General features: G+C 67.6%; 15 protein-coding genes and 2 pseudogenes. 3 read left to right on the plus strand and 14 right to left on the minus strand.

The window, feature by feature from the left end; translation table 11 throughout:
• Positions 1–24 precede the first annotated feature (24 nt).
• The 3 genes from QH196_RS05065 to QH196_RS05075 are packed head-to-tail and all read right to left on the minus strand — an operon-like array spanning position 25 to position 14,568.
• Entirely contained in the window at positions 25–13,698 is a 13,674-nt protein-coding gene (locus QH196_RS05065) for a hypothetical protein (protein WP_280414573.1), read from the minus strand.
• Positions 13,699–13,713: 15 nt separating this feature from the next.
• Positions 13,714–14,208 carry a YbaB/EbfC family nucleoid-associated protein gene (locus QH196_RS05070; protein WP_280414574.1) on the minus strand — a complete coding sequence of 165 codons (495 nt, stop codon included), beginning with the start codon at positions 14,206–14,208 and terminating at the stop codon, positions 13,714–13,716.
• Positions 14,209–14,238: 30 nt separating this feature from the next.
• Complete coding sequence (locus QH196_RS05075; RefSeq protein WP_280414575.1) at positions 14,239–14,568, minus strand: hypothetical protein; 330 nt, start codon at positions 14,566–14,568, stop codon at positions 14,239–14,241.
• Between the two features lie 134 nt (positions 14,569–14,702).
• Between QH196_RS05075 and dtd the strand changes: the two genes are divergently transcribed.
• Positions 14,703–15,146, plus strand: coding sequence for a D-aminoacyl-tRNA deacylase (dtd, locus tag QH196_RS05080; protein WP_280414583.1), 444 nt, complete (start codon positions 14,703–14,705; stop codon positions 15,144–15,146).
• 20 nt (positions 15,147–15,166) lie between these two features.
• Here the strand turns inward: dtd and map are convergent, their stop codons facing one another.
• The 11 genes and pseudogenes from map to QH196_RS05135 form a co-directional block, all read right to left on the minus strand.
• Positions 15,167–15,985, minus strand: coding sequence for a type I methionyl aminopeptidase (map, locus tag QH196_RS05085; protein ID WP_280414576.1), 819 nt, complete (start codon positions 15,983–15,985; stop codon positions 15,167–15,169).
• 44 nt (positions 15,986–16,029) lie between these two features.
• Positions 16,030–16,590: an adenylate kinase gene (locus tag QH196_RS05090; RefSeq protein WP_033244273.1), complete on the minus strand. Its 561-nt coding sequence runs from the start codon at positions 16,588–16,590 to the stop codon at positions 16,030–16,032.
• Positions 16,587–17,912: a preprotein translocase subunit SecY gene (secY, locus tag QH196_RS05095; RefSeq protein ID WP_280414577.1), complete on the minus strand. Its 1,326-nt coding sequence runs from the start codon at positions 17,910–17,912 to the stop codon at positions 16,587–16,589. The genes QH196_RS05090 and secY overlap by 4 nt, the downstream gene beginning before the upstream one ends.
• A 235-nt stretch (positions 17,913–18,147) precedes the next feature.
• Positions 18,148–18,591 (minus strand): 50S ribosomal protein L15, encoded by a 444-nt coding sequence (gene rplO / locus QH196_RS05100; RefSeq protein ID WP_280414578.1) that lies wholly within the window; start codon positions 18,589–18,591, stop codon positions 18,148–18,150.
• A 1-nt stretch (position 18,592) separates the two neighbouring features.
• Positions 18,593–18,772, minus strand: a complete 180-nt coding sequence (gene rpmD, locus QH196_RS05105) for a 50S ribosomal protein L30 (protein WP_062977145.1) — start codon at positions 18,770–18,772, stop codon at positions 18,593–18,595.
• Between the two features lies 1 nt (position 18,773).
• Positions 18,774–19,415 (minus strand): 30S ribosomal protein S5, encoded by a 642-nt coding sequence (gene rpsE, locus QH196_RS05110; protein ID WP_280414579.1) that lies wholly within the window; start codon positions 19,413–19,415, stop codon positions 18,774–18,776.
• A 46-nt stretch (positions 19,416–19,461) separates the two neighbouring features.
• Entirely contained in the window at positions 19,462–19,869 is a 408-nt protein-coding gene (rplR, locus tag QH196_RS05115) for a 50S ribosomal protein L18 (protein ID WP_280414580.1), read from the minus strand.
• 2 nt (positions 19,870–19,871) lie between these two features.
• A complete protein-coding gene (gene rplF / locus QH196_RS05120) occupies positions 19,872–20,408 on the minus strand; it encodes a 50S ribosomal protein L6 (RefSeq protein ID WP_280414581.1) in 537 nt (178 codons plus the stop codon).
• 13 nt (positions 20,409–20,421) lie between these two features.
• The gene (rpsH, locus tag QH196_RS05125) at positions 20,422–20,820 is read right to left on the minus strand and encodes a 30S ribosomal protein S8 (protein WP_062977139.1); all 399 of its coding nucleotides are present in this window, start codon (positions 20,818–20,820) and stop codon (positions 20,422–20,424) included.
• Between the two features lie 272 nt (positions 20,821–21,092).
• On the minus strand, positions 21,093–22,127 hold the full coding sequence (locus QH196_RS05130) for an MSCRAMM family protein (protein ID WP_280414584.1): 1,035 nt from the start codon (positions 22,125–22,127) through the stop codon (positions 21,093–21,095).
• 51 nt (positions 22,128–22,178) lie between these two features.
• Positions 22,179–23,585 (minus strand): annotated as a pseudogene (locus tag QH196_RS05135) (MFS transporter); the annotation flags it as partial.
• 139 nt (positions 23,586–23,724) lie between these two features.
• Between QH196_RS05135 and QH196_RS05140 the strand changes: the two are divergent.
• Together QH196_RS05140 and QH196_RS05145 are read left to right on the plus strand one after the other, a co-directional pair.
• A complete protein-coding gene (locus QH196_RS05140) occupies positions 23,725–24,873 on the plus strand; it encodes an alkaline phosphatase family protein (RefSeq protein WP_280414582.1) in 1,149 nt (382 codons plus the stop codon).
• 93 nt (positions 24,874–24,966) lie between these two features.
• Positions 24,967–25,599 (plus strand): annotated as a pseudogene (locus QH196_RS05145) (MBL fold metallo-hydrolase); the annotation flags it as partial.
• Positions 25,600–25,863 lie beyond the last annotated feature (264 nt).

Raw genomic sequence — 25,863 nt, forward strand, 5'->3', positions numbered from 1 at the left:
CCCTGCGGTTCGTTGTGGTTCGGATCATGTGAAGACACTTTCGCGGCGCACACTGTCGGTGAGCACATCGCGGATGTACGCGCCGAGGTCCATCTCGGCCGGTAATGCGCGGTAGGTCAGCTCCGTCAGTATTTCCCCGCCGACGGTAACCGCGAACCGAATGGTCCGCCACGCGACCTGGTCCCATTCCACCTCGACCGGGCCGGCGAGCACAATGCTGCGATCGCCGACCCGCAGCCCCAACCCCCCGTCGTGTCCTCGGTAGAACACGACGGACACGCCGCCGAGGTCGCCGTACACCCCGCTCCGGTAACCCCCCAGGCCGTGACCGGCCCGCAAGGCCCCGGTTTCCGGATCGAATTCGGCCGGCACGCCCGGCCCGGAGAACGGCCGTACAACCAACCCCGCACCGTCGGCGGGCCCGCCGGAACGACCGCTTCCTACGGGTCCCCTCCCGTTCGGACCGAAACGGTTGCGGCCGGGGCCCGGCTGCTGCGCCCCGGCACCGGACGGCACCGGTGGAGGGAAGACCGGTGGTGGAAGCATGCTGCCGCCCGCATCCTCTGGGACCGGGGACCGCTGCGATCCAGCTCCGGGAACGCCCGGACTGTTCGGCGGCCACGATGAACCCGGGAACCTGTTCGCCGGCGGATCCGCTGCGGCACCGGGCGGCGCTGCCGGGTAGGGCGATAGCGGCTCCGGATATCCGTGGGGTGGGGTGCGCGGGGCCGGAAGAGCCGGGGCGCCGGGCACATCGGGCAGGCCGGGGAGCGGCGATTCAGGTTGCGGAGGAGGTTGCGGCACCGGAGGCATGGGCTGTGGCCGGCCGGGCTGCTCCGGCACGGGAGGCTGCGGAGAAACAGGCGGCACCGACGGAACAGGTCCCTCTGGCGGCGCAGGCGGAAGCGGCGGCTGCGGCGGAACGGGTGGCTCCGGCGGCACCGGTGGAACCGGCGGAACCGGCGGAACCGGCGGAACGGGTGGCACCGGCGGAACGGGTGGCACCGGCGGAACGGGTGGCACCGGCGGAACGGGTGGCACCGGTGGAACCGGCGGAACCGGCGGAACCGGCGGAACCGGCGGAACGGGTGGCACCGGCGGAACGGGTGGCACCGGTGGAACCGGCGGAACCGGCGGAACCGGCGGAACCGGCGGAACCGGTGCCGCAATCGGCGGAACAGGCCACGGTTTCCGTTCGTACCGGTAAGCAGGCGGCATTTCTGCTTCGTAGTCGTGCGGCGGATGCGGAATGTGCGAGCGTAGTGCCGAACCCCGCAGCGGTGGCAACGGGCCGTCCGCCCCCGGCTCCACATCGGAGCCGTCATCCGGCGGTGGGGTATCACCGCGGTCGCTCCGCGCAGCCGGCTCACCTCCCGCCCCGGATTCGCCGAGGTTCGGCGGCGGCTCCGCAGCGGTTTCCGAGTCCGCTTGCGGGTTCTCCTCGCCACCGCGAGCAGGGTCGGCGGACAGATCGATCACGCGTCGCGCCGCACGTTCGAACCGCTCGACGCGTTCGCGCCACACCTGCTGCTCGTCGACCGGCAATGTCCGATCCAGCAGATATTCGACTTCTCGATCCACCGCCTCGTGGCTGGTCGGCGACGCGTCACGCAGTGGCAGACCGTGTGCCGCCGCGGTCCGCTCGTCCCGGGCTGCGGCGATCTCGGCACGCTCCTCGACCGGATCTTCCAGGCCGCCCCGCTCGATCAGTTCCGCGACCGCGGCGATATCAGCGGATCGTTGCACGACCTCGGCGCGTAGTTCCGCCTGGATGCGAGCGAGCTGGTCGGGAGTCAGTCGTTCGTCTTTATCCAGTTTGCCGTCACGGTATTTCTCGTAGACCTCGTTCCAGCGGCTCAGCTGGGCACGGACGTCCGCCAGTTCGGGATCGTCGTCACCGATGTCGCCGCGCCGGTGACGGGCCAGAACTTCGTCCCAGCGATTCAGGTCGGCGATGGGTAGTTCGACTCCGATGGTGCGGGCGAAGTCACTGTCGGCACCACGTTCGGCAGAGGGCGACAGTGCCGTGCCCGCGTCGAGCACGCCGAGGTACTCCGGGGCACCGGCCAGCGCGCCGATATCGGCAATGAGATCGAGCAGATGACGCACCGCTTTGTCGTGTACCGGCAGTTCGCTGACTCCCACCCGCGGATCGGCGGCGTCCGCGCCGTGGGTGCGGTGGTCGAAGATATCGATATCGCCCAATGCGCCGAGGTATTCGGTGAGGGCCGCGGCCAGTCGTTCGCTATCACCTTGTCGTGGTGCCAGGTTGCGTATCGTCTCGCCGACCTGGTCGACCGTGCGTACCTGCACTGTCCCGACGAGTGCGTCGAGGCGGCGCAGCAGCCGCGCGGTCGCGGTATCGACCGCGGCCGGATCCAGCGCGGCGAGCTCTTTCGCGTATCCGATGAGATCGTCGATCTGCTGGCTACGGCGGGCGGCCGGGGTATCGGGATGGGCGAGGGTCTCGGCAACCTGCCGTGCCGTCACCGGACCCGCCGATTCCGGAGCGATCCGGTGGAGCAGGTTCTCGCGGGCCTGCTCGATATCGTGATAGGTGTCGATATCCCAGGCGGTCCGGGCGTAGTCGATGATCGATTCGATACGCGCGGCGCGGACCTCGTTCTCGGCGCGCAGGACTTCGAGTTTCGTGGCGAGCTGTTGCGGATCGGCCAGCTCCTCTGCCGACAGGCCCAGACGACGCGCCGATTCTGCTGCCGTAGAAGTATTCTCCGGATCGGCTGGGAGTCCGGGGCCGGCCGTGTGTTCCGGAATGCTTGCGGTTGTTGGTGTTTCGCCCGGAATCAGCCGCCAGCCCGAGCCGTCGTCGATCACGGTGATTTCCAGTTGCCGGCCCTCGACCACACCGGCGAAATGCCGGACCCGTGGTGTCCCCGCGTCGACGACGGTGATCCGCTCCGGTCCGGCACCGCCTTCGGGCAGGGGCTGCCCGGGGCGAATATCGATGATCTTGTACGCCACTTCCACCGTGCCGTCGCCCACCGCAGACGCGAGATCCGGGTAGCGCGCCAACGCGCCGGCGAGTATCCGATCGTGTTCCAGCCGAGCGTCGAACACCACCAACCGCATAGGCCCGTCCGCAGCGGATCCGGGTACCAGAGCGAGGCACGCCGGCTCATCGAGCATTGCGCCGCCCTGCGCCAGGACCCACTCCTGTGCGGCCATATCGCCGATCAGTCCGGTCAGCTCGGCTATTTCGGCGTCGGCCCGCAGGTATTCGCCGGCGCGTTCGGCGAATTCCGTGAGTTTCTCGGCGGCCACCTGGATACGGGCCAGCTCAGCGGTCAAGGTGGCGGCCAGGTTGCCGGCGTCGAGCTTGTTCAGGTCGATATCCCCGAGGATCTGCGCCCAGACGGCCCGCTCGTCCCTGATCTGGTCTCGGCGCAACGCACGTTCCAAGAAGCTGCGGCGCCCGTCGTCACGACCCGGCTGGTCGGAGTCGTAGAGATCGCCCCACTCGCGGCTCGGTTCACCACCGTTGTTGACTCCACGCCAGTCCAGGAGCCGCGGATCACCGCCCTGGGCGACGACGACCTCGCGCAGGAACCGGCCCAGCGGGTCGGTATCGAAGAAGGACACACTGTCGCTGTACGGGATATCGGCGTGCTCCGCGTTGTACCGCCGCGCCGCTTCGGCCAGGCCGGTCAGCGCACCGATCCGCCGAGCCTGCTGATACACCAGGCGGTCACGGAGCAGGCGAACAGCGTCCGCCGTCGGTGCGCCGAGTTCGGCACCCAGATCCTGTGCAGCTGCCCGCAGCTCATCGAGCAGGTTGTCCCGCTGGGCCACCGCATCGGACAGTTCGGTTATCCATCCGCCGATTTCCCCGGCACTGCGCGGCAGCCGATCGGCTTGCCGGTCCGGCTCCGGCCGATTCGTCCCGGCCTCCTGCGGTACCGCCCGCTCACCGCTGCCTCCCGCCTCGATCGCGGCCTGCCGCCGCAGATCGTCGAGTTCGACACCGAGTTCTGCCCGCACGAGATCCGGATCGGCCTCGTCGAGCCAGTACCGGTATTGCTCACCGTCTTCGGTCGGCGGCGGATCGTATTCGCCACTGCGGTCGGCGACCCGTGAGGTCAGCCGGCGCAGCAACGGAAGGACCTCGCGCCGGCGGAACAGCTCGACGGCCTCTTTGACGATCCGTACGGGATTGAACTTGGTACCGAGAACCTCGTACTCGTCGCCCGGCGCAGGCGAGGGGTCCTTTTCCTGCCGCAGCGGCACACCCGCCATATCGCTGAGCATCGATTGACCGGCACTGTCGATACCGGAACCCGACGGGTACTTCGGCGTCTGCCCCAGGAAGGCGGTATCGCGCAACCACTCCCAGACCCGCCGCAACAGTGACCTCGGCGCCCCCGGCGCGGGGCCGGGCTCCGCGCCCGATACCGGCGCCGGCAGCCGTTCGGCTTCCTCGACACGCCAGGATCCGTCCTCGGCGGCGACCAGCCGCGCCCCGATACGCTCCCCCTCGATCTCGACGGTATATCGGCGGGTATCGCCGGGTGCCGCCGCGGTCACTGCCTCGCCCGGCCGGTCGGCTGCGCGAGCCGCATCCGCGAGCGCAGCGATATCGCCGGCCATCCGGTGTGTACGAGCGCGCGCTTCGGCCGCCACAGTGTCCGGATCCCGGGACAGCCCCTCCGGATCGATCCCGAGTCGCCGGGCCCAGGCAGCGCGGGCCGACTCGAGCTGGGACCGCGTGCCGGGATCGCGTTCGGCAAGTACCCGCTGATTCGCCGCGGCCAATGCCTCGACCGCCGCCGCCCGCAGTAGAACGCGATAGCGCAACTCCGATATGGTCGCGCCCAGGTTCTCCGGTGTCAGCGCGGCAGCGTCCAGCCCGAAAGCACGGCCCAGCACCGCCACCGTCTCCTGTGCGGATTCCACCCGCGGCATTGCCTGCGCCGATTCCGGTGCACCGGCGGGATACTCCGGTGTCCCCTCGGACGGCGATCGCACCGACTCGCCGGCCCTCGCCTCGGCCCCGATCGGGGGGACCGCCTCTGCCGTGGGCAGCGCGTTGCGCGCAGGCTCTTCTACCGGCAGCCCGGCACGCCGAAGTTCCTCGCGGATCTCTCGAGCGGTTTCGGGGTCGGCCTCGTTGTGCCAGTACTCCTCGTCGCCGTACCGCTCGGTCGCGGTGAGCTCGGCGAAATCGGCGGGGTAACGCATCCGTGGAGCGTTCTCCACATCGTCGAGAAAACCGCGCGCACGGGCGATTTCGGCCAGTTCGGCCAGCGCGGCAGCGGGATCTCGCAGTTCACCGAACACCGCTTCGAGCCCGAGTGCGGCAGCGAAGCGGCGCATCCGCTCGGCATCGTCGCCCGCGGGCGTTCGCGCGTCGAGTTGAGCGGGCCGGTCTGCCTCGGCACGCAGGAATGCCGCGAGATCACGCAGCGGGTCGCCGGTGAAAGGACCGCTGCCGGGTTCATCCGCGAGTCGGGGCGGTCCGCCCGGTGGCGGCCCGTCCGATTCCGCACCGCGGCCGGATTGCTCCCCCTCCTCCGGCGGGCTCTGGATGCCCTGTGCCGGGGCCGGTTCATGAGCGGGCGCTTCATCGGTTCGGGGCGGCGCCTCCGCGCCGGACGATGCGGGCGGACGTTGCGGCGGCGTACCCGGGCCGTGTGGTGACCCATCGGGATCTCCAGGTGGCGCCGGCGGTTGCGGTGTGTCCGGCGGGGTCTCGCCGTCCCCGGGACCCAGCATCCGGTGCAACCACTCCGCCCGCTCCGCAGCCATCCGCGCGGACCATTCCGCCAGCTCGGCCCGCTGACCCGCAGCCCAATTCTCGGGCTCGGCGTCCGCCAGGCGGCGTAGCTGCGTGGCCTGCCACTCCGCGCGCCACGCGGCCCGATCCGCGTGCACACGACGGAGCCAATCGGCCCGTTCCCGCTCCATCTTCGCCAGCCATTGCGCCTGTTCGGCATGGAACCGGAGCAGGTTCTCGCCCGGATGTGCGGCCGCCATTTCCCGGTACCAGTCGGCATGGTCGGCTGCCATCCGGGCCGCCCATTCGGCTTGCTCCAGTTCCATCCGGTCGAACCAGGCCGCGTCCGGGCCGTCCGGATCGTCCAGATCGCCGACCGGGCGCGACTCGGGCCGCTCCCTGCCCAGCGCGGATTCGTCCCCTGCGGTCTCGGGAGGTCTTTCGGGCTCGTCCGGGTCCGGCGACACAGGCGGTCCGGCGGGTCCAGGCGGATCCGGCGGTGTGCCGTCACCTGCCGAGCCCACGGCGGGAGGCGGACCCGGGGTGGAGTCCGGACCGTCCGGCACACGCGGCGGCGGCCCCGGCTCCGGAGGAAGCAGCGGTTGCTGTTGCACCGGTTCCGGGGCGTAGGGCCGGCCGGCCCGCCAATCGGTCAGCGGCGGACGGTCCGCGTCCCAGTGATAGCCGAGCCGGATCGCATGGGCGTTGGCTTGTTTCCAGGTGGCCAGCGGATGGTCGGTCAGGTACTGGGCTTCGATCAACGCATCGCGCAGCAACACGAAATCCTGCGGTACCGGCGCACCGGCCTGCAGCCGGTTCCATGCCTCCGCGACATCGGCGAGCTGATCCATCGGCCGCATCACGAAACCCGCTGCAGGGTCGGTGTAGTCCCGGACCCGGTGTTCGTCGCGCATCAGATGGTTCTTTATGCGGAGCAGGTCCTCCCGGGAGAACTCGGGGACCTCGACTCTCATATGCGGGGCCAGGCGATCGACGATGGCGTCGGGATCGACCGGGCGCACGATCTCGTCCGGATCGGCGCCCGGCACGATCTCGGCGGGATCGACCACACCCAGCAGCATTTCCCGGATCTGTTCGACGGTATCGCGGATCGCGCCGGAGTCCGCGGATTCGAACCGGTCCGCCAGCTCGCCGGCCACCCGGTCGATCGCGGTTTCGATACGCGCCAATTGTGCGGGCACGTCACCGTTCGGATCGATGCCGCCGAGTTCACGAACCAACCGCTCACGGACCGTATCGATGACTTCCCGGGCCGCTGCTTGCTGTTCGGACCGCCGATGCCGATCGATCCCCTCGGCGATACGGTCGATATCGCTGTCGTCGCTGCGGAAACGGTCGTATTCGCCATCCGCCCATTGCTGGACTTCGCGCCAGGCCTCGATATCGGTCTCCCAGCGGCGGCGCAATCCGTCGGGGATTTCGGCGCCGGCCGGCGGCGGCGTGTGGTCGGTCACCTCCCAGCCGCGGTGCAGCGGCTGGACATCGCGTTCCGGTGGCGCGAACCATTCGTAGTTGCGGAAAACGGTTCCGAAGGGCGGCAGTTTCTGCAGCCACGGGCGTTCCTGCACCCACCGGCCGATCTCGGGATGCCGCTGGATCCAGCTCTTGACCGCCGGGTGCTTCGGCACCAGCGCCGCCATCAGCAGCAAACGCACGATGTTGTAGGAGTCCGCACCCCAGTGCTGGGTGAAGATATCCTTCGGATCGACGCCGGAGGTGTCGTACTGCTGCGGCGCCTGAGGGGCGTTGACCGGCAGGGTGCTTTCCGGAATCTTGCCCGCGGGAACCTCATCGGCCGGGAGCGTGATGTCGTTGACGACGTCGGTCATCGCCCACCCGCTGACGCCGTCGGGCGGATCTTTGGGGGTGAACTCATCCGGCGGCGGGTTGTCGTCGCGCCCGGTTCGCCAGCTGGGGCGGCTCGGATCCACGGTGTGCACGGTGCCGTGGCTGTCACGCCAGGTGGTGATATCGAGCCGGCGGCCGGCAACCCAGCCGGTGCTCAGATGCTCTACCTCCGGCGGATCCATTTCCTGCACCCGCCGATCGCCGGTACGGCCGGCCAGAACTCGCCGGTATTCGACCGTTGTTTCGGGACGCACCATGGCATGCGCTGCGGCCGGATCGCGGCGCAGCGCATCGGCCAATGCTGCGTCGTGGTCCCCCCGCGGATCGGCCGGGTCCGGACGCGGGCCGTACACGATGATGCGGGGGAAGTCGCCCTCCACCAGGCCCACCCGGTCGGTCACCATCCGGCCGCCCTCGGCTTCGGCGAGTGCCCGCCACGCACCCGCGACGCGGGCCAAATCGTCCTGTATCCGGCCGATGCGGTTGTGTGCGGCGTTCACATCGCGTGCGGCATCCGACAATCCCTCGAGATCGCGGAGTGTGGCCGCTAGTTCGTCCGCGGAGAGATGGCCTTCGGTGTGTGCCCGTTCAGCCCGGTCCTGCGCGGCGGCCACGGTATCGTCCAACCGGTCCGGGGTCAGCGTCTCCTCCGGGTCCCCCACGTCCAGTCGCCCGGCCAGATCGTCCCGCATGGTCCGTCGTGGTTTGATCCGGTGCAGTTCGGCGGCGCGCTCCCGCGCCAGCCGCTCCAGCTCCGCGACGACATCTTCTGGTTGCGGCCGGCCCAGCCCTTCGGCCGCCCGGTCCATACCTGCAATCCGGTCATCGATCTCGCGAAGCGCGTTCGTGAGATCGTCGAAGCGTTCGCTGTCGGCGATCAGCTTCTCGAGCAGCGTCCGGCGGACTTCCTGTTCCTGAGCGCTGACCAGGTGCCGGTTGCTGTGGGGTGCCTCGTCCATACCTCCGGCGTGATGGACGGTTTCGACGCGGGTCTGCTCCTCGAGGCCGAGAATCGCCTCCTCCCGCACGTCCGGATCCCGGTCCGCCCAGGTACCGGGCTCACCCAGGCCGAGATTGCGGGCGCGGTCGGTGAGTTTCGCACGAATGAATTCCCGCTCCCGCGTCAGGGTATGCCGTTCACCCAGCAAGCGGTCGTACTCGACGCGGTCAGCGAACAACCGCACCTGCTCGTCGACGCGAAGCAACTGAGGCATCAGCTCGGTGAGGGTGTCCACCCGGCGGCTGTCTTCGGGATCGAGGTCGCGGCCGGTGAGATCTCGGATCGTGGCCTCGATCCGGTCCGGCTCCCAGGCGCCCGGGTCGATATCGGTGTGCAGACCGCGCGCGATTTCGGCTATCCGCCCGGACAGTTCGTCGCGACGGGCGATGGCATCGGCCAGTGCGTCCCCGCCGTCCCCGATCGGTCGCGGATCGTCGTCACGCAGTGGCTGTCCCGCCAGGTCCTCCGATACGCCGGACTCGTCCTCCGTCCTGTCCCGATCCGGTGCAGATTCATCCGGCGGAAGGTCGGGCCGGCTACCGATACTCGGCTCCCTGGTGATTCCCCCGATATTGTCGAAATCGACCGGCAGGCGACCCGCCGGCTCGACGGGGTTCAAGTTGAACCGACCGGCCTTGACCTTTCCGTTTTCACGAGCGTGTACCTTGTGATACTCGATTTCCAGAGTGCTGTCCCGGTGCGGCTTGTTCAGTTCGTTCTCGAGTTCTTTCACCGCTCCGAGCAGTGCCTTGCCCTCGGCGCTCTCCGGATCGATACCGCGGGCACTCAACACACTCAGCGGGTCGTCGAGCAGTCTTATCAGATTGATATCGATAGCCAGGGTGCGCCGCAGATACTCGGGCGACCCCTGTTGAGCGTTCACCCATTCACGCTTCTGCTCGTCGTATACCTCAGCTGTTTCGAGTTTCCCTTCCCGCCCCCCTTTCGACTCGATGATCACCAGTTTCGCCGGTTTGCCACCCACGGCCGGTACAAAAACCGCGATATCGACGACATTCGCCCCGTCGAATGCTTTGTCGTGCGGCGCAAGTAGCACCGCACCCGGCCGTTCCACGGGATCGAGGGCGTAGAGAACTCCGGCCGCTTCGCCCATTCGCTTGGATGCGTCCACCAATTTCACTGCCAACGCATGGTATTCATCGGAAAGGCGTTTCAGATCCCTGAATACATCGTCCAGATCGTCACGTTCGGACCGAGTAAGAGTTCCATCGCCCTCGATCTTCTCGCGCATACGTTTGAGCTCGACCGCGAACTTCTTCGTCGACAATCGAATAACGTCGTCGGCGGACTGGTATACGTGCCCGTTGTTTCCTTCTCGCGGGCGGTCTATTCCGTACTTCGCGGCCGCGTCTTTGAACACGGCCGCCGGGCCCTTGATTTTGCGGTATACCTCATCCCGCCGTGACTCGATCTGATTACGATCCCCTAGGGCATTCTCCCATTTACCGATCCACTCGGATCGCACCGGTGAATCGGATTGCTCACTCCGCCTACCGGACTCCGGGATCGCATAGGGTTTCTGCGGCCCCAGGTCGGCCGGGAACTCGATCGTCTTCCCGCCGTCCTGTTTGGCGAAACGCCCGGTTTTCTCATCGATCAAACCGGCCCTTGTACGGTACGTGCCCGGCCGATCACCTAGTCTGTGCCATTTGCTGGGGTCCTGCTCATTGCGGTATGTCCCTTCGAGATCACCAGGTTTGTGCAGCAATCCGTCGACTTCGTCGCGGTAGGTGTCCACCGGATCACCCGGTTTGTGCAGTAAGCCATCCGCACTGCGAAATGTCCCGGGCGGATCACCCTCGGCGTGTAGCTCCCCGTCTTCGCCGCGGAACATCTCCTCCGGTGACCGGCGCCCGATCCCCGGATCGGAGTTGTCGGCCGCCAACCTCGAGTCGGCGAACGGGTACCGGTGCCCGCTATTCCCTTCTGGACGTCCGCCGGCAGTCTCCCAGAAGCCGTCTGCCTCGTCCCGGTGCCGGCCCGCACTCGATTCGGCCTGGTCGGCGCGATTGCGGTAGGCCGACGCCTCGTCGGTCCGGCCGTTCGCTTCGAGGCTGTCAGCACGTCCGTGTAGGTATTGCGCCCGGTTGGTTTCCAAGCGGGCATGAACATCTGCTCGTTCAGCACGGGTCCGTGCCGCGTATTCGTCCGGGGTTTCGCGCGGCCGGCGGTTGTCTCCGTAGTCCCGGTCGCCGGTGTGCAGATAGCGTTCGTTGGTAGGGCGGATACGAACATCGGCCGGGCCCGGGCGAATCGCGTTGCCCGCACCGTCGAACAGTATCGCCGAAACCGATCGGAGGTCGGCCGGAGTATCCGGTGGAAACCCCTTCCGCTGTCCCGCGGCCGGGTCCGACACTTCGATCCGGTATTCGCCGGTCTCCGGGTCCATCCGCACCGTGAGCGAATAGGCGTGCGCGCCTACGCCGTGCTCATCCACCGGAGTTGCGTATTCGTCGACGACAAGGGCCCGTGGACCGCGCCCTTCGGCGATATCGGCGGGGTTCATCTGCGCGGCCATTCGCAGCAGTTCGTCGGCTACGCTCTGGTGCCGCGGCAGATCCTCGCCCACCCCCGGAAAGTCGTACAGTCGCCCGCCGGCGGCCGCTTCCAACTCGGAACGCGTCATACCACCTGGACCGACCGGATCCCGGGGTGGTGTGATCCGGTCGCTGCCGGTTTCGCTCCGAATCTCTTCGAGCGTCAGACGCGCGCATTCGCCGCGATTTCGCGAATCGGGCGATACGCCGGCCTGGTCCGGACTCCGAACCGGATCGTCGCGCACACTGCCCTCGTCGCGGCTGGGTGTATTGCCCTCGTCGCGCGCGGGTGTACGCTGCTCACCCGCGGATCGCGGGCCACGTGATTCACCGGGCTGGGAGGGGTCACGAGGACCGGTACCCCGGTCGGCGGACGGACCGGACGTATCCACTGTGGGCACGGGCACCGGCACGATATTTTCGGGACCGAGCTGCCCGTCGCGATAGCCGACCCGGACCTCGTCCGGTGATGAGGACTGTTGCTCGCCGGTTCGGCCGGCAACATCGGAACCGGGCGGTCCGGGCTCCGTCCGCCCCGCCCGGAGACCACCATCGGTGCCCGGATACGCCGAACGAGGCGAAAGTCCCGCACGCTCACCCACGCCGGCCCGCGGGCGTGTCGCGCCGTCGGTGCCCCCCGGCTGAGTCCGCGACTCCCCTGGGGGTGGAGCGGCGGTCCTCGTCTCGGCTGAGGCAGCGGAGGAATTCGGCGGCGCCTGTGCTGCCGCACCGGCGCCCGCCGCGGCGGGCGCACCCGCACCGGCCGGCGGCCCGGTCTGCACACCGGTACCCAACGGCGCTCCCGGCGCGGCCGGGGCCGACACGGGCCCCGGCGTGTTCACAAGCGGTGTTCCGGTAACCGGATCAGCGCTGCGGGTTTCCGTAGTCCGGTCGCCCGTATCGGACGGCGCCTCGTCGGCGCGCGGCGCGGCCGGACTCTCGCCGGCCGGGACGTCCTGCCGTCCGGCGGCGATTCCGGATTCTTCGGTCTGCTGCGGCCGGTTCTCCGGCGATTCCGCCGGCACGCCTGCGCGCGAGTCGCTCCCCTCATCGCCGGTGGATTCAGTGCGCCCGGCCGGGGTTTCGGTCTCCGGCCGGGCCGGCTGCGGCGCCTCCGTGGTCCGGCTGTCGTCGCCCGCGGCCGGAGCATCTCTGTCTCCACCGGTTTCCGATGTCCTGACAGGCCCGGATCCACCGGAATCGTTGCTATCGGCCGATGGCCGGTCACCTGCGCTGGTGTGCGCCTCGGGTCCTGTTGCCGAGGATCCATCGGCTACCGGGGCCGAGTCGCCTCGGGGTCCGGCAGTAGCCGGTGTCGTCGATCGCCCATCCGACGCCGCGGCTCCGCCGCCAGCCCGAGCCGCCTCCGAACTCCCCCCGGCTCCGTCCCCGCCGCCGGGCACCCCCGCACCCGGTGGGAGACCACCGATTCCCGGCCCCGGACCGGTGACCACGTCGTTGAACTGAGACATGAACGACTGATGATCCGGGTTGAACATGCCGACCCCGAGGGAACTGTAGGCATGGTTCGCACCGAATTTGCCCAGCCCGGTGAGCATCCCGTTGGAGGCCCCGGCACTGAACATCAGTGGACTGAACTGACCGGGTAGCGAGGAGTAGGCCTGACTCGCGGCTTCCCCCCAGCTCACCGCGTTCTCCCCCGTGGCACTTGCCACGATCTGGGCGGGAATCGCGGCTCCCAGCCCCGCGACGGCACCGACAAGGCCCGCGCCGGCCCCGGTGATTCCCGCCTTGAGGTATTGCTGAGGCATGGTCAGCGGCAGCGGGACGCCGCCTGCGTCCACGCCCCCCAGCATGTTGTCCAGGCGGCGGCCGAGCATATCCGCGAACGGCCCGGCAGCGGCACCGCCCGCGGCCGAACTCACCGCGGTGACCGCCACCTGATCCCAGTTGATCTCCTCCCGGTGCCCGGCATCCACCTGGTACTGCTGGATGGCCAGTTCCTGCATCGTGCCGATGATCGTGTCGATCGCGACATGTCGCAGCAGGAAATTCACGACCCGGTTGGCGATCAGCTTCGTCAGGGCCCGGGCGATGGCCTGAACCACGCGCTGTCCGAGAATCCGGACGGCCACCCTGGTCAAGGCAATCGCTGCGCCCTGCACCAGTGGCGCGGTGGGCGGCCAGATCATTGCCGCCGCGAGTTCCGCCGCCAGCAAGGCCAGCGACGAAATGTACATCAGCTTGGTGTATTCGATCTCGGTGCCGGTGTTGTAGGCGGAATCACCGATGTTCTGGAAATATTCGGCCAGTTTGGGCAGGGATTGATCCTTATCGGATCCGTCGCCCGAGATGAGGCTGTCGAAAGCCTTGATCATTTCTTCGACGCCGTCACCCTGCGGATAGGCCTCCATCGACGCGTTCTTCGCATCGATGATGTCGGGGACGATATCTTCGAGCGCGGCGGCAGCAGTACGCCAATCCTCGCCCAGCCCCCACATTTCGTCTTCGTTTCCGGTGGGCCACTCCACGCCGGCGATGAGGGAAAGACTCTGCGCCCATCCCGGCAGTTCGATCATCTCGAATTACCCTGCTCACCAGCTGGAGTCGGTGACCGAGCCGCCCCGCCCACGCGACTCCGGGCCGGCATCCGGCGCCGCACTACCGTCGGAAATCGTCTGGGCATCAATGTTGTTCGGCCGCGTGAGGGGAGCCTCCACCGGGCCCGGAATCTCGACGCCCGCCAGATCTTCGACGAGGTCGGACAGTTTCGGCATCCTGGCGCGTTGGCTGTCCAGCGGAGCCATCAGTCCGGCCGTCTCCCGGGCCACCTCGGTGCAGGCCCGCTGCGCCGCCTCGATCACCGCTTTGGCGATCTCCGAGTAGGTCAATTCGTCGATATCCGAGGAAAATTTGACGTCGATCACCTTGTTGTCGGCGTTCACGGTGACCTTGACCTTCTTACCGCGGGCAGTCGCGGTGGCGGTGAGTTCGGCGCGTCGCTGCTGGAGTTCGGCAATGGTGCGCATCTGTTCCTGCACGCCGTCCAGAATCGCCGCGAGATCGGCCTTGGCTCGTTCGTTGGTCATCGTCGCCTCCGCGCCCCTACTGTCGTCCGATCAGCGGAGGCCGTCGCGATTGCCGTCTTCCATATCGCGCAACAGATCCGCGCTCTCGACCTGACCGTCGTGGAAACTGTCGAATGTCCCCGCCACATTCTCCGCGCCTTCGATCAAATTATCTCGGGCGGTGGTATATCCGGGATTTCCGTTCTGACCGTTGGCGAAGGTATCACCGAGCGAATCGGTGCCCCAGGGAGCCCCGCGAGAGGCGATGGAGGTTTGCAGGGTATCGACTACCCCTTGGATCTTGTCCCGTACAGCACCGGTTTTCGCCGCGGCGCGCCGGAAGGCGTCTTCGTCGTACTCGACATTCTGTCCCTCGCCCATGGCGTCCACTCCTCCCGGTGGGCGCGGTTCCTCCGCACCACGAGTGTATTCGGTCCGACGATGGCAGTCGAGAACGAACGGGACATGACGTCGAGATTAACGACCCACGATCGCCACCCGGCATGATCGATGACGTGCGCGCACTACTACAACGAGTGGCATCGGCTCGGGTATCGGTCGGCGGCGAGGTCGTCGCCCGCATCGACCCGGCCGAAAACAACCTGCCCCACGGAATTGTCGCGCTGGTCGGTGTGACACACGACGATACCGCGGACACGGCCCGCGCATTGGCCGAAAAGACCTGGCGCCTGCGCATTCTCGACGGCGAACGCAGCGCCGCCGACCTGGGCGTGCCGATCCTGGTCGTCAGCCAGTTCACCCTGTATGCCGACACCCGCAAAGGCCGGCGCCCCTCCTGGTCCGCGGCTGCCCCTGGACCGGTCGCCGAACCATTGGTGGATACCTTCGCGGAAGCTCTCCGCAGTCTCGGCGCCTCGGTTGCCCAGGGTCGTTTCGGGGCCGATATGCAGGTGGAACTCACCAACGACGGCCCGGTGACGGTCATGCTCGAGCTCTGACCCGCCGGGCCGCCGGTTTCCTACTCGGAGTCGGACGGGCGCAGAGTCAGGATCCGGGGACCGTCCTCGGTCACCGCGACCGTATGCTCCCAGTGCGCGGCACGCGAACCGTCGGTGGTCACCACGGTCCAGTCGTCGTCGAGCACCTTCGTATCCGAAGTGCCCAGGGTCAGCATCGGTTCGATCGCGAGCACCGAACCGACCACCAGCCGCGGCCCCTTACCCGGCTGCCCCTCGTTCGGCAGGAACGGGTCGAGATGCATTTCGCGGCCGATACCGTGCCCGCCGTAACCGTCGACGATCCCGTAGGACCGGCCGTGTTCGGCTTCCGCGGCCCGCGTCCCCAGCTCGATCGCATGCGAGATATCGGTGAGCCGGTTGTCCGGCACCATGGCCGCGATCCCCGCGACCATCGACTTCTCGGTGGCCTCGCTCAGCATCCGATCGGCTGCCGATACCTCGCCGACACCGAACGTCCAGGCCGAATCACCGTGCCAGCCGTCGAGGATCGCGCCGCAATCGATGGAGACCAGATCGCCCGGCGCCAGTATTTCCGCCTCACCCGGGATACCGTGCACCACCCGATCGTTCACCGACGCACAGATCGACGCCGGGAAGCCGTGGTAGCCCTTGAAAGACGGGACCGCACCGGCGTCCCGGATCACCTGTTCGGCAACCCGGTCCAGTTCGAGCGTGGAGACCCGGGGGGGGGGGGGGGGGGCGCCGCCCCCCCCCCCCCCCCCCCCCCCCCCGACGATCGCACCGGCCGCCGCCATGGCGTCGAGCTCACCCGCGGTGCGGAAGGGGACGACCTTCTTGTTCTTACGACCGAAGACCACGACTCTCCCTCGTCGAAGGATCGGCTCCGGACCCGGAAACCGAGCTAACCGGTCGTGGCATTACGGCCCAGTGCCTCCAGGGCGCGCGCATTGACCTCGTCGACCTCACCGATACCGTCCACCGAGACGACCAGACCGTCGTAGTACTTCAGCAGCGGTTCGGTCTCGTCGCGGTAGACGCGCAGCCGGGTCCGGATGGTTTCCTCGTTGTCGTCGGAGCGACCCCGCGAAAGCATCCGCTCGACCACGGTGTCCTCGGACACCACGAAGCACAGCACTGCGTCTAGCCCGCTACCGAGTTCGTCGAGGATCTTCGCCAGCGCATCGGCCTGGTCGACTGTGCGCGGGTATCCGTCGAGAACGAAACCGCGCGCCGCATCGGGCTCGCCGACCCGCGACCGGACCATCCGGTTGGTCACGTCACTGGGCACCAGTTCGCCGGCGTCCATATAGCGCTTGGCCTCGAGGCCCAGCGGTGTCTGCTCGCTGATATTCGCGCGGAAGAGGTCCCCGGTGGAGATATGCGGTACGCCCAGCTTTTCCGATAGCAGCACGGCTTGAGTGCCCTTGCCCGCTCCCGGCGGCCCGAGTAGTACGACTCTCACTTGAGGAACCCTTCGTAATTGCGATTCATGAGTTGGCTTTCGATCTGCTTCACGGTGTCCAGGCCGACACTCACCATGATGAGTACGGCGGTACCACCGAACGGCAGATTCTGTACCCCGCCGGACGAGGAGCCCATATCGAGGAACACGTTCGGCAGGACGGCGACCAAACCGAGATAGATGGAGCCGGGCAGGGTGATGCGGCTCAGCACATAGGTGAGATGGTCGGCCGTCGGCTTACCGGGGCGGTAGCCCGGGATGAAGCCGCCGAACTTCTTCATTTCGTCTGCGCGTTCCTCCGGGTTGAAGGTGATCGCGACGTAGAAGTAGGTGAAGAAGACAATAAGGCCGAAGTAGATCGCGATGTACACCGGGTTGCTGGGATTCACCAGGTACTTCTGGATGATCTCCTGCCACCAGCTGGGGTCCTCGGCGGTGTTGGACCCGGTGAGCTGGGCGATCAGGTTCGGCAGATACAGCAGCGAGGACGCGAAGATGACCGGGATGACACCGGCCTGGTTCACCTTCAGCGGCAGATAGGTCGACGAACCGCCGTACATCTTGCGGCCCACCACGCGCTTGGCGTACTGAACCGGAATCCGGCGCTGACCCTGCTCGACGAAGATGACCGCCACGATGATGGCGAACGCGGCCACACACACCAGCGCGAACACGATGTTGCCGCGGCTGTCGAGAATGTTCTTGCCCTCGGTGGGGATACGGGCGGCGATACCGGCGAAGATCAGCAGCGACATACCGTTGCCGACACCACGTTCGGTGATCTGCTCGCCGAACCACATCACCAGGGCGGCACCCGCGGTCATCACCAGAACGATGATGATCATGCCGAAGATGCTGGTGTCGGCAAGAATATCTTGCTGACAGCCCTGGAGCAGCTGTCCGCGCGCGGCCAGCGCGACGAGACCCGTGGCCTGCAGAACCGCCAGCGCGATCGACAGATAGCGGGTGTACTGCGTCATCTTGGTCTGGCCGGCCTGGCCTTCTTTGCGCAGTTCCTCGAACCGTGGGATGACCACGGTGAGCAGCTGAATGATGATGCTCGCTGTGATGTACGGCATGATGCCGATCGCGAACACCGACAGCTGGAGTAGCGCACCACCCGAGAAAAGGTTGATGAGCTGGTAGATCCCGGCGGATTCACCACCGGAAACCAGGTCGATACACTCCTGGACCGCCCTGTAGTCGACGCCCGGCGAGGGCAGCGCGGCACCGGCGCGGTACAGCGCGACCAGCCCCAGCGTGAAGAGAATCTTCCGCCGCAAGTCCGAGGTCCGGAAGGCCGTAACGAAGGCGGAAAGCACAGATCCTCCTGGCGAACGACATGGTCAGGCCATGGAAATTTCAGCGTGTCCCGACTCGGAAATCGCCGAACCCATGACGGGTCTTGGCAGAACCACTTGAACTCTAACAGTGACGCCGGACGAGCCTGCACTCGTCCGGCGCCGCTGCATCGAATAGCGGCTTCGCTACCCCTGCGTGGTCACGCAAGCTACCGCCTCCGGGGCCGACGCGAAGCCGCGCGTCGAATGGCGAATGTCAGCCCAGTTCGGTGGCGGTACCACCGGCGGCGGAAATCTTCTCCTTGGCGGAGCCGGAGAACTTGTCCGCACTGACCTGCACGGCGACGGAGATCTCTCCCTCACCGAGCACCTTCACCAGCTGGTTCTTGCGCACCGCGCCCTTGGCGACCAGCTCGTCCTTGCCGATGGTGCCCCCCTCGGGGAACAGCTCGGCAATGGTGCCCACATTCACGACCTGGTACTCCACCCGGAACGGGTTGGTGAAGCCCTTCAGCTTCGGCAGGCGCATGTGGATGGGCATCTGACCGCCCTCGAACGCGGCGGGCACGTTCTTGCGGGCCTTGGTGCCCTTGGTACCGCGGCCGGCGGTCTTGCCCTTGGAGCCTTCACCGCGACCCACCCGGGTCTTATCGGTCTTGGACCCCGGGGCCGGGCGCAGATGATGCAGTTTGATGGTCATGTCAGACCTCCTCAACAGTTACGAGGTGGCGCACGACATTGATCAGACCACGGTTCTGCGGGTTGTCCTCCCGGATCACCGACTTACGGATACCCCGCAGACCGAGGGTCCGCAGGCTTTCCCGCTGATTCTGCTTGGCGCCGATCGAGCTCTTGATCTGGGTCACCTTGAGATCTGCCATATCAGACTCCTTGTCCGGCACGGGCACGCAGCATGCCCGCGGGAGCGACGTCCTCGATCGGCAGACCGCGGCGAGCCGCGACCTCTTCCGGCCGCTGCAGCATCTTGAGTGCGGCGACGGTCGCGTGGACGACGTTGATCGCGTTGTCGCTACCGAGCGACTTGGCCAGGATGTCGTGGATGCCCGCGCACTCCAGCACGGCACGCGCGGCGCCACCGGCGATCACACCGGTACCCGGGGAGGCCGGGCGCAGCATGACCACACCGGCCGCCGCTTCGCCCTGCACCGGGTGGGTGATGGTGGAGCCGATCATCGGGACCCGGAAGAAGCCCTTACGTGCTTCCTCGACGCCCTTCTGGATGGCCGCGGGAACTTCCTTGGCCTTGCCGTAGCCGACACCGACCAGGCCGTTGCCGTCGCCCACGATCACCAGGGCGGTGAAGCTGAAGCGCCGGCCACCCTTGACGACCTTGGAGACACGGTTGATCGCTACGACGCGCTCGAGCTGATTCTTCTCGGCCGCATCGTTGCGACGGTCACCGCGGCGGTCGCCGCCCCGGCGATTGTCGCGGCCGCCCTCGGGGGCGTTGGGGTTCTGTCCGGCGGGTCCGTTTCCGCCGTCACGCCGTTGACGTCCCGGCATCAGACGTTCCTTCCGTTCACGCTGGTATGTGCAGTGGTGTTGATCATCAGAACTTCAACCCGCCTTCCCGGGCGGCGTCGGCGAGCGCCGCGATCCGGCCGTGGTAGTCGTGGCCACCGCGGTCGAACACCACGGCCTCCACACCGGCGGCCTTGGCACGCTCGGCGATCAGTTCGCCGACCTTCTTGCCCTTGGCGGTCTTGTCGCCGTCCAGCGCCCGCACATCGGCTTCGATGGTCGAGGCCGAGGCCAGGGTGCGACCGGCCGAATCGTCGATGAGCTGCACATGCAGATGCCGCGAGGAGCGGTGCACGATCAGCCGCGGCCGAACGCTGGTGCCCTCGATCTTCTTGCGCAGGCGGAAGTGACGCCGCGCCTTGGACAGCCGACGGCGGGTCGAAACATCCTTGCCCAGCGGAATGCGCTTGGACTTCTGGTTCTCGGTTTGCGCCATGATCACTTACCCGTCTTTCCGACCTTGCGGCGAACGACCTCGCCGGCGTAGCGGATGCCCTTGCCCTTGTACGGGTCGGGCTTGCGCAGGCCGTGGATAACCGCCGAAATCTGGCCGACCTTCTGCTTGTCGATCCCGGATACGGAGAATTTGGTGGGCGATTCCACCGCGAAGGTGATGCCGTCGGGCGCCTCGATCGGCACCGGATGGCTGTAACCGAGGGCGAACTCGAGGTTGCTGCCCTTCTGCTGCACGCGGTAGCCGACGCCGAAGATTTCCATCTTCTTCTCGTAGCCCTTGGTGACACCGGTGACCATATTGTCGAGCAGGGTCCGGGTCAGGCCGTGCAGCGAACGGTTGCGACGCTCGTCGTCCGGGCGGGAAACCACCAGGCGGCCGTCTTCCTGCGCGACGGTGATCGGCTCGGAAACGGTCAGCGCGAGCTGACCCTTCGGGCCCTTCACGGCGATGTCCTGGCCGTTGATGGTCACCTCGACACCCGAGGGAATCACGACGGGATCTTTGCCGATACGCGACATGTCCGTACCTCCCTTACCAGACGTAGGCGAGGACTTCCCCGCCTACTCCCTGCTGAGCCGCCTGACGGTCGGTGAGCAGACCGGTCGACGTGGAGATGATCGCCACGCCGAGGCCGCCCAGGACCTTGGGCAGGTTGGTGGATTTCGCGTACACGCGCAGACCCGGCTTCGAGACGCGGCGCAGGCCCTGCAGGCTGCGCTCCCGGCTGGGGCCGTACTTGAGGTCGACGACGAGGGCCTTGCCCACGGTCGCGTCCTCGGTGCGGTAATCGGCGATATAGCCCTCACGCTTCAGGATCTCGGCGATATTCGCCTTGAGCTTCGAATGCGGAGCCTTCACCTGATCGTGGTACGCCGAGTTGGCGTTGCGCAGACGTGTGAGGAAGTCTGCGATCGGATCGGTCATGGTCATAGTTCGACCTCGACACCTTTCTCGCTGCGGTTCCCATACAACACCCGCGCCACGCGGGCGCAGGCCGTGGGCCTACAGCAATTCGGCTGGTCCGGACGGCAGTCACCGCCGGATGAGTTCGTATCGCCCGGGGGCCCACGCGGGCCGCCCACGGACACAGATGTGCCCTGGCAACCGGTCCAGTGTAGAAGCCGACGCGGGTACGACAAAATCAGGGCCCCGGAGCGGTCGCTCCGGGGCCCTGTTCTCGTCTCGGTGTTCAGCGCATCAGCTCACCAGGAGCTCTTGTGCACCTCCGGCAGATCGTCGAACTGCCCGGTTTCGGGCTCGACCGGCTCGGCAGGTTCATCGGCAGCGGCTGCGCGCAGTTCCATATCGAAGCCCTCGACATCGTGCTCGCCCACTCGCACCTGGGCGCTGGCCGGTGTGTAACCGGTGGCGACCACGGTGTAGCTGCCTTCGGCGAGATTGCCGAAGGCGTAGGAACCGTCCGTGTCCGTGATGCGGCTCTCGATCACATTGCCCAGCGAATCGGTCAGGGTGACCAGCGCACCGGCCAGTGGACGCCCGCCGCCGTTGACGACACCCGCGACCCGCACGCCGGGGCGCAGCAGCACCTCGAGGCGGGCGGTGTCCCGCCCGGTCACCTGGGCCGATACGGCGGTCGGATGGTAGCCGAACGCGCTCACCGCGATGGTGAACTCGCCCTCCGGCAGACCGGTGAGCTCGAACCGTCCGGTGTGATCGGATTCGCCGGCCGCCATGACCTCACCGCGCAGGTCCAGAGCGGTGATCATCGCGGCGGATACCGGGGCACCGTCACCGATACGCAGGACCGAACCTTCGAGGCCGGTCAGTGCGCTGAGGGTGACGTCGTACGACACCGGGTTGCTGCCGAGAACCGCGGTCGACGCATCCGGCCGCCGCCCTTCGGCCGAGGCGATCAGCACATACGACCCGGGCGCCGGGGCGGCCAGTTCGTAGAACCCGTCCGGACCCGACCGGGCGCGGCCGAGCTGCTGCCCGGCAGGTGAGATCAAGGTGAGGGTCGCGCCGGATACCGCACCGCCCCGGGTATCGGACACCCGGCCGAAAAGCACCGATCCACTGCCGTTCGGCTGCGGGACGGGTTCGCTCGCGCCGTTGCTTTGCGCCGCAGCGACGGCCGGCGTCTCGGGCGCCGCATGTCGCGGGCCCGGCGCGGCAGTGGTGTCCTCGGCAACCGCCGGCGGTGCCGCGGCATCGTCGACCACCTGTTCGGCTTCCGCCGAGAGCCCCGCCGGCGCGGCCGGGACCGCTTCGGCCACCGCATGCGCTTCGGCCTTCGCCTCGTCGGGCCGGGCGCCGGCGGCGACAGCCGCCGCGGCGGCGCGCTTGGCCGTCGGAATGGTCAGCGCGACCAATGCGGCCGCCACGGCGACACCGCAGCCGATCAGGATGCCGGTGCGGAATCCGTTCTCCGTCGGGACGCTGACTCCGCCGGCGAAGCTGACGCTCATCTGCGCCAGGACCGCACCGATGGCGGCCGAGGCCACCGAGGTGCCGATCGAACGCATCAGGGTGTTGAAGCTGTTGGCGGCCGAGGTCTCGGTGATCGGCACCGAGCTCATGATCAGCGCGGGCATGGCGCCGTAGGCGAAACCGACACCGAGGCTGATGATGATGGCGCCCAGCATCAGGCCCCACGGTTCTCCCATCATCAGCACCGACGCGCCGTAGCCGAGGGCAATGATGACCGAGCCGACGATCAAGGTGATCTTCGGGCCGGCGAACGCGGACAGCTTCGCACTCAGCGGCGAGGTGAGCATCATGGTCAGACCACCGGGTGCCATCCACAGGCCCATCGCGACCATCGACTGGCCCAGGCCGTAGCCGGTGGCTTCGGGCAGCTGCAGCAACTGCGGGAAGATCAACGCCTGCGCGAACATCGACATACCGATGACGATCGATGCGGCGTTGGTCAGCAGCACCCGCGGGCGGGCGGTCACCCGCAGATCGACCAGCGGATCGCGCGAGCGCAGTTCCCACAGACCCCACAGCAGCAGTACCACCACCGCGGCGACGAACAGCGAGATCGTGGTGGCGCTGGTCCAGCCCCAATCCGCGCCCTTGGAGACGGCGAGCAGCAGGCAGACCAGCGCGGCGCCGAGACCGAGTGCGCCCAGCACATCGAAGCGGCCGCGTTCGGCACGCGGCGGGGTCGCCGGTACAACCAGGAAAATCAGCAGTCCGGCGATCGCGCCGAGCGCGGCGATACCCCAGAACAGGTACTGCCAGCTGCTGTATTCGACAACCGCCGCGGCCAGCGGCATACCGAGGGCACCACCGACACCGAGGGAGGAGCTGATCAGCGCGATACCGGAGCCGAGTTTCGCCGGCGGCAGCAGATCGCGCAGAGCGGCGATACCGACCGGGATCAAGCCCACGGCCATACCCTGCAGAGCACGGCCGATGAGCATCGGCCACAGCGTTGTGGACAGGGCGCACAGCACCGATCCGACGATGAGCGGCACCACGGAGCCCACCAGGACCAGGCGTTTGCCGTAGAGATCTCCCAGCCGACCGGCGACCGGCGTGGTCACCGCGCTGGCCAGCAGGCTCGCGGTCACCACCCAGGTCGCGTTCGACGGGGCGGTGCTCAATATCTCCGGCAGCTGCCCGAGTAACGGCATCACCAGGGTCTGCGTCAGTGACGCCACGATCCCAGCGAAGGCGAGCACCGCAAGTACCGCCCCGGGGCGGACAGCGGGTTCGGTTTTGGTCACGAGCTTGCTCCTCGCAAGAAAAGTTCAGTCGATGTGCATAATACACATAACATGCATGATGCAATCTAACCAATTCGGACACCCGCATCGCCGGTCGATCGGATCCCCCATCGCGTCGAATACGGCACGATATGAGGCGATGCCGCATTCACTCGCCGATGTCCTGCCGTCCGTGGCCGCCTCGTTCGGAATGGATGTCCCCAACCCCTTGGGAATCGCACCCAACCGCGATGTGGTGGTGCTGCTGATCGACGGCCTGGGCGCGCAACTGCTCGCCCGGCACCGGGACCTCGCTCCGACGCTGGCGGCGCATACCGCCACCACGCTCACCGCCGGTTTCCCGGCGACCACCTCGACCAGCCTGACCAGCCTGGCGCTGGGCGCCCCGTGCGCGACGCACGGCATCATCGGCTACAGCTTCGCCGTTCCCGGACCGGACGGCGTCCGGCTGTTCAATTCCCTGCGCTGGCGGCTCGACGGCGCGACCGGCGACGACGCCCGCGAATCGCATCCGCCCGAATCGGTTCAGCCCGGCACCAGCCGGCTCGAGGATCTCGCCGCCCACGGGGTCGACGTGCACTATGTGATTCCGGCGTATCAGCGGACCTCCGGCCTCACCCGCGCATCGTTCCGCGCCACCGGGACACTGCACCCGGCGACCACACTGGACGAGGTACGCGGCGGAATCCTGGCAGTCGCCGATCACTCCGGTACGGGTTCACGTTTCGCCTACGCATACTTCCCCGATCTGGACGGCAACGGCCATCTGTACGGTCCCGAATCCCCGGCGGCGCTCGCCGCTCTACGCGATATCGACGCCTTCGCGGCCGATCTGCTCACCGACCTACCGGATACCTGCACACTGCTGGTCACCGGCGACCACGGAATGGTCCACGCCGATACCGTCATCGACCTGGATACCCGGCCGGGCCTGCACGACGGCGTGCGGTTGATCGCCGGTGAGGCACGCGTACGCCATATCTACCTCCGCGACCCGGCCGCACTGTCCGGCACTGCCGAGCGGTGGACCGGCGAACTGGCCGGCCACGCACGCGTCGTGACACGCGAGCAAGCCCTGGACGAGCACTGGTTCGGCCACACACCACCCGGCCCGGTTATCGAGCAGCGGATCGGAGATCTGCTGGCAGTGGCCGAGGGCGGCGCGGTACTTGTGCGGCCGGCATCCGAACCGCTGGAATCGGCGATGGTGGGCCACCATGGCGCCTGGACATCCGACGAGCAGCTGGTTCCGCTCATAGCCTCACGCCGAATTCACCTGAACCCATGATTTTTCAACCCTTGACCTGAACTTTTGTTCAGGTTTTACCGTCAGGTCATGCGTACCGAAACAATCCGGGAAACCGGCCCCACCGAACCGACAATGCAACAGGTCGCGCCCGAACTCTGGGAAACCCGCGAGTTCGTCGTCCCCGGCGGGCCGCGAACCCACGCCTACCTGTGGACCCCACCTTCCGGACCGAACATCCTGTTCTACTCCCCCGGTAACGACCAGGACTTCGATCGGCTCGAACAACTCGGCGGCGTCGCCCGCCAGTACCTGAGCCACCAGGACGAAGCCGGGCCGATGCTGCGCGCCGTGGCCGGGCGCTTCGGCAGCCGCCTGTACGCCCCGGCCGCCGAAGCCGCCGAAATCGGAACCCACGCACCGATCGATATCGCGGTATCCGAACGAGGCGTGGACGATGCGGGTGTGGAAGCGATTCCCACACCGGGTCATACGCCGGGAAGCACCTGCTACCTGGTCCCCGGCCACAACGGCCGCCGCTACTTGTTCACCGGCGATACCCTGCTGCGCTATCGCGAGGGCTGGCGCGTGGGATACATCCCGGGATACAGCGATAAAGACGGCCTGCTCGCAGCCCTGGACACACTCGCCACCGTGCAACCGGACTTGGTGGTGTCGAGCGCTTTCGTCGCAGGAACCTCCGGTTACCACCACGTGGACCGCGACGCCTGGCAATCCCACCTCGACGAGGCCCGGGCCGCGCTCTCTTGCCCACCCTCTGCCCGCGGGGGGCGGCGGGGGGGGGGGGGGGGCGCGGGGCGGCGGCGGGCGCCGCGGCCAGCTCCCGCGCCAGGCGGCGCACGGTATCGGCGGGCACACCGGTGCGCTCGGCCATCCGTTCCGGCGGGAAATCTGCCGCCGCGGCGACGGTGCCCTCATCGGACGGCCGCCCGGTGGCGGGCTGCCGGAGATCGAACCGGATGACGAGATCGATGACGGCGCTGTCGGGGGCGTCGGCCGCGGCACACAGCA

The organism is Nocardia carnea, from assembly GCF_029868325.1.
GTDB lineage: Bacteria > Actinomycetota > Actinomycetes > Mycobacteriales > Mycobacteriaceae > Nocardia > Nocardia carnea_C.

Bases quoted from the DNA above. Each gene is read 5' to 3' on its own strand.
- QH196_RS05140 (WP_280414582.1), top strand. From the start codon at position 23,725: ATGCCGCATTCACTCGCCGATGTCCTGCCGTCCGTGGCCGCCTCGTTC.
- rplF (WP_280414581.1), bottom strand. From the start codon at position 20,408: ATGTCGCGTATCGGCAAAGATCCCGTCGTGATTCCCTCGGGTGTCGAG.
- QH196_RS05070 (WP_280414574.1), bottom strand. From the start codon at position 14,208: ATGACCAACGAACGAGCCAAGGCCGATCTCGCGGCGATTCTGGACGGC.
- rpsE (WP_280414579.1), bottom strand. From the start codon at position 19,415: ATGCCGGGACGTCAACGGCGTGACGGCGGAAACGGACCCGCCGGACAG.
- rpmD (WP_062977145.1), bottom strand. From the start codon at position 18,772: ATGGCAGATCTCAAGGTGACCCAGATCAAGAGCTCGATCGGCGCCAAG.
- QH196_RS05065 (WP_280414573.1), bottom strand. From the start codon at position 13,698: ATGATCGAACTGCCGGGATGGGCGCAGAGTCTTTCCCTCATCGCCGGC.
- rpsH (WP_062977139.1), bottom strand. From the start codon at position 20,820: ATGACCATGACCGATCCGATCGCAGACTTCCTCACACGTCTGCGCAAC.
- rplO (WP_280414578.1), bottom strand. From the start codon at position 18,591: ATGACCATCAAACTGCATCATCTGCGCCCGGCCCCGGGGTCCAAGACC.
- QH196_RS05075 (WP_280414575.1), bottom strand. From the start codon at position 14,568: ATGGGCGAGGGACAGAATGTCGAGTACGACGAAGACGCCTTCCGGCGC.
- rplR (WP_280414580.1), bottom strand. From the start codon at position 19,869: ATGGCGCAAACCGAGAACCAGAAGTCCAAGCGCATTCCGCTGGGCAAG.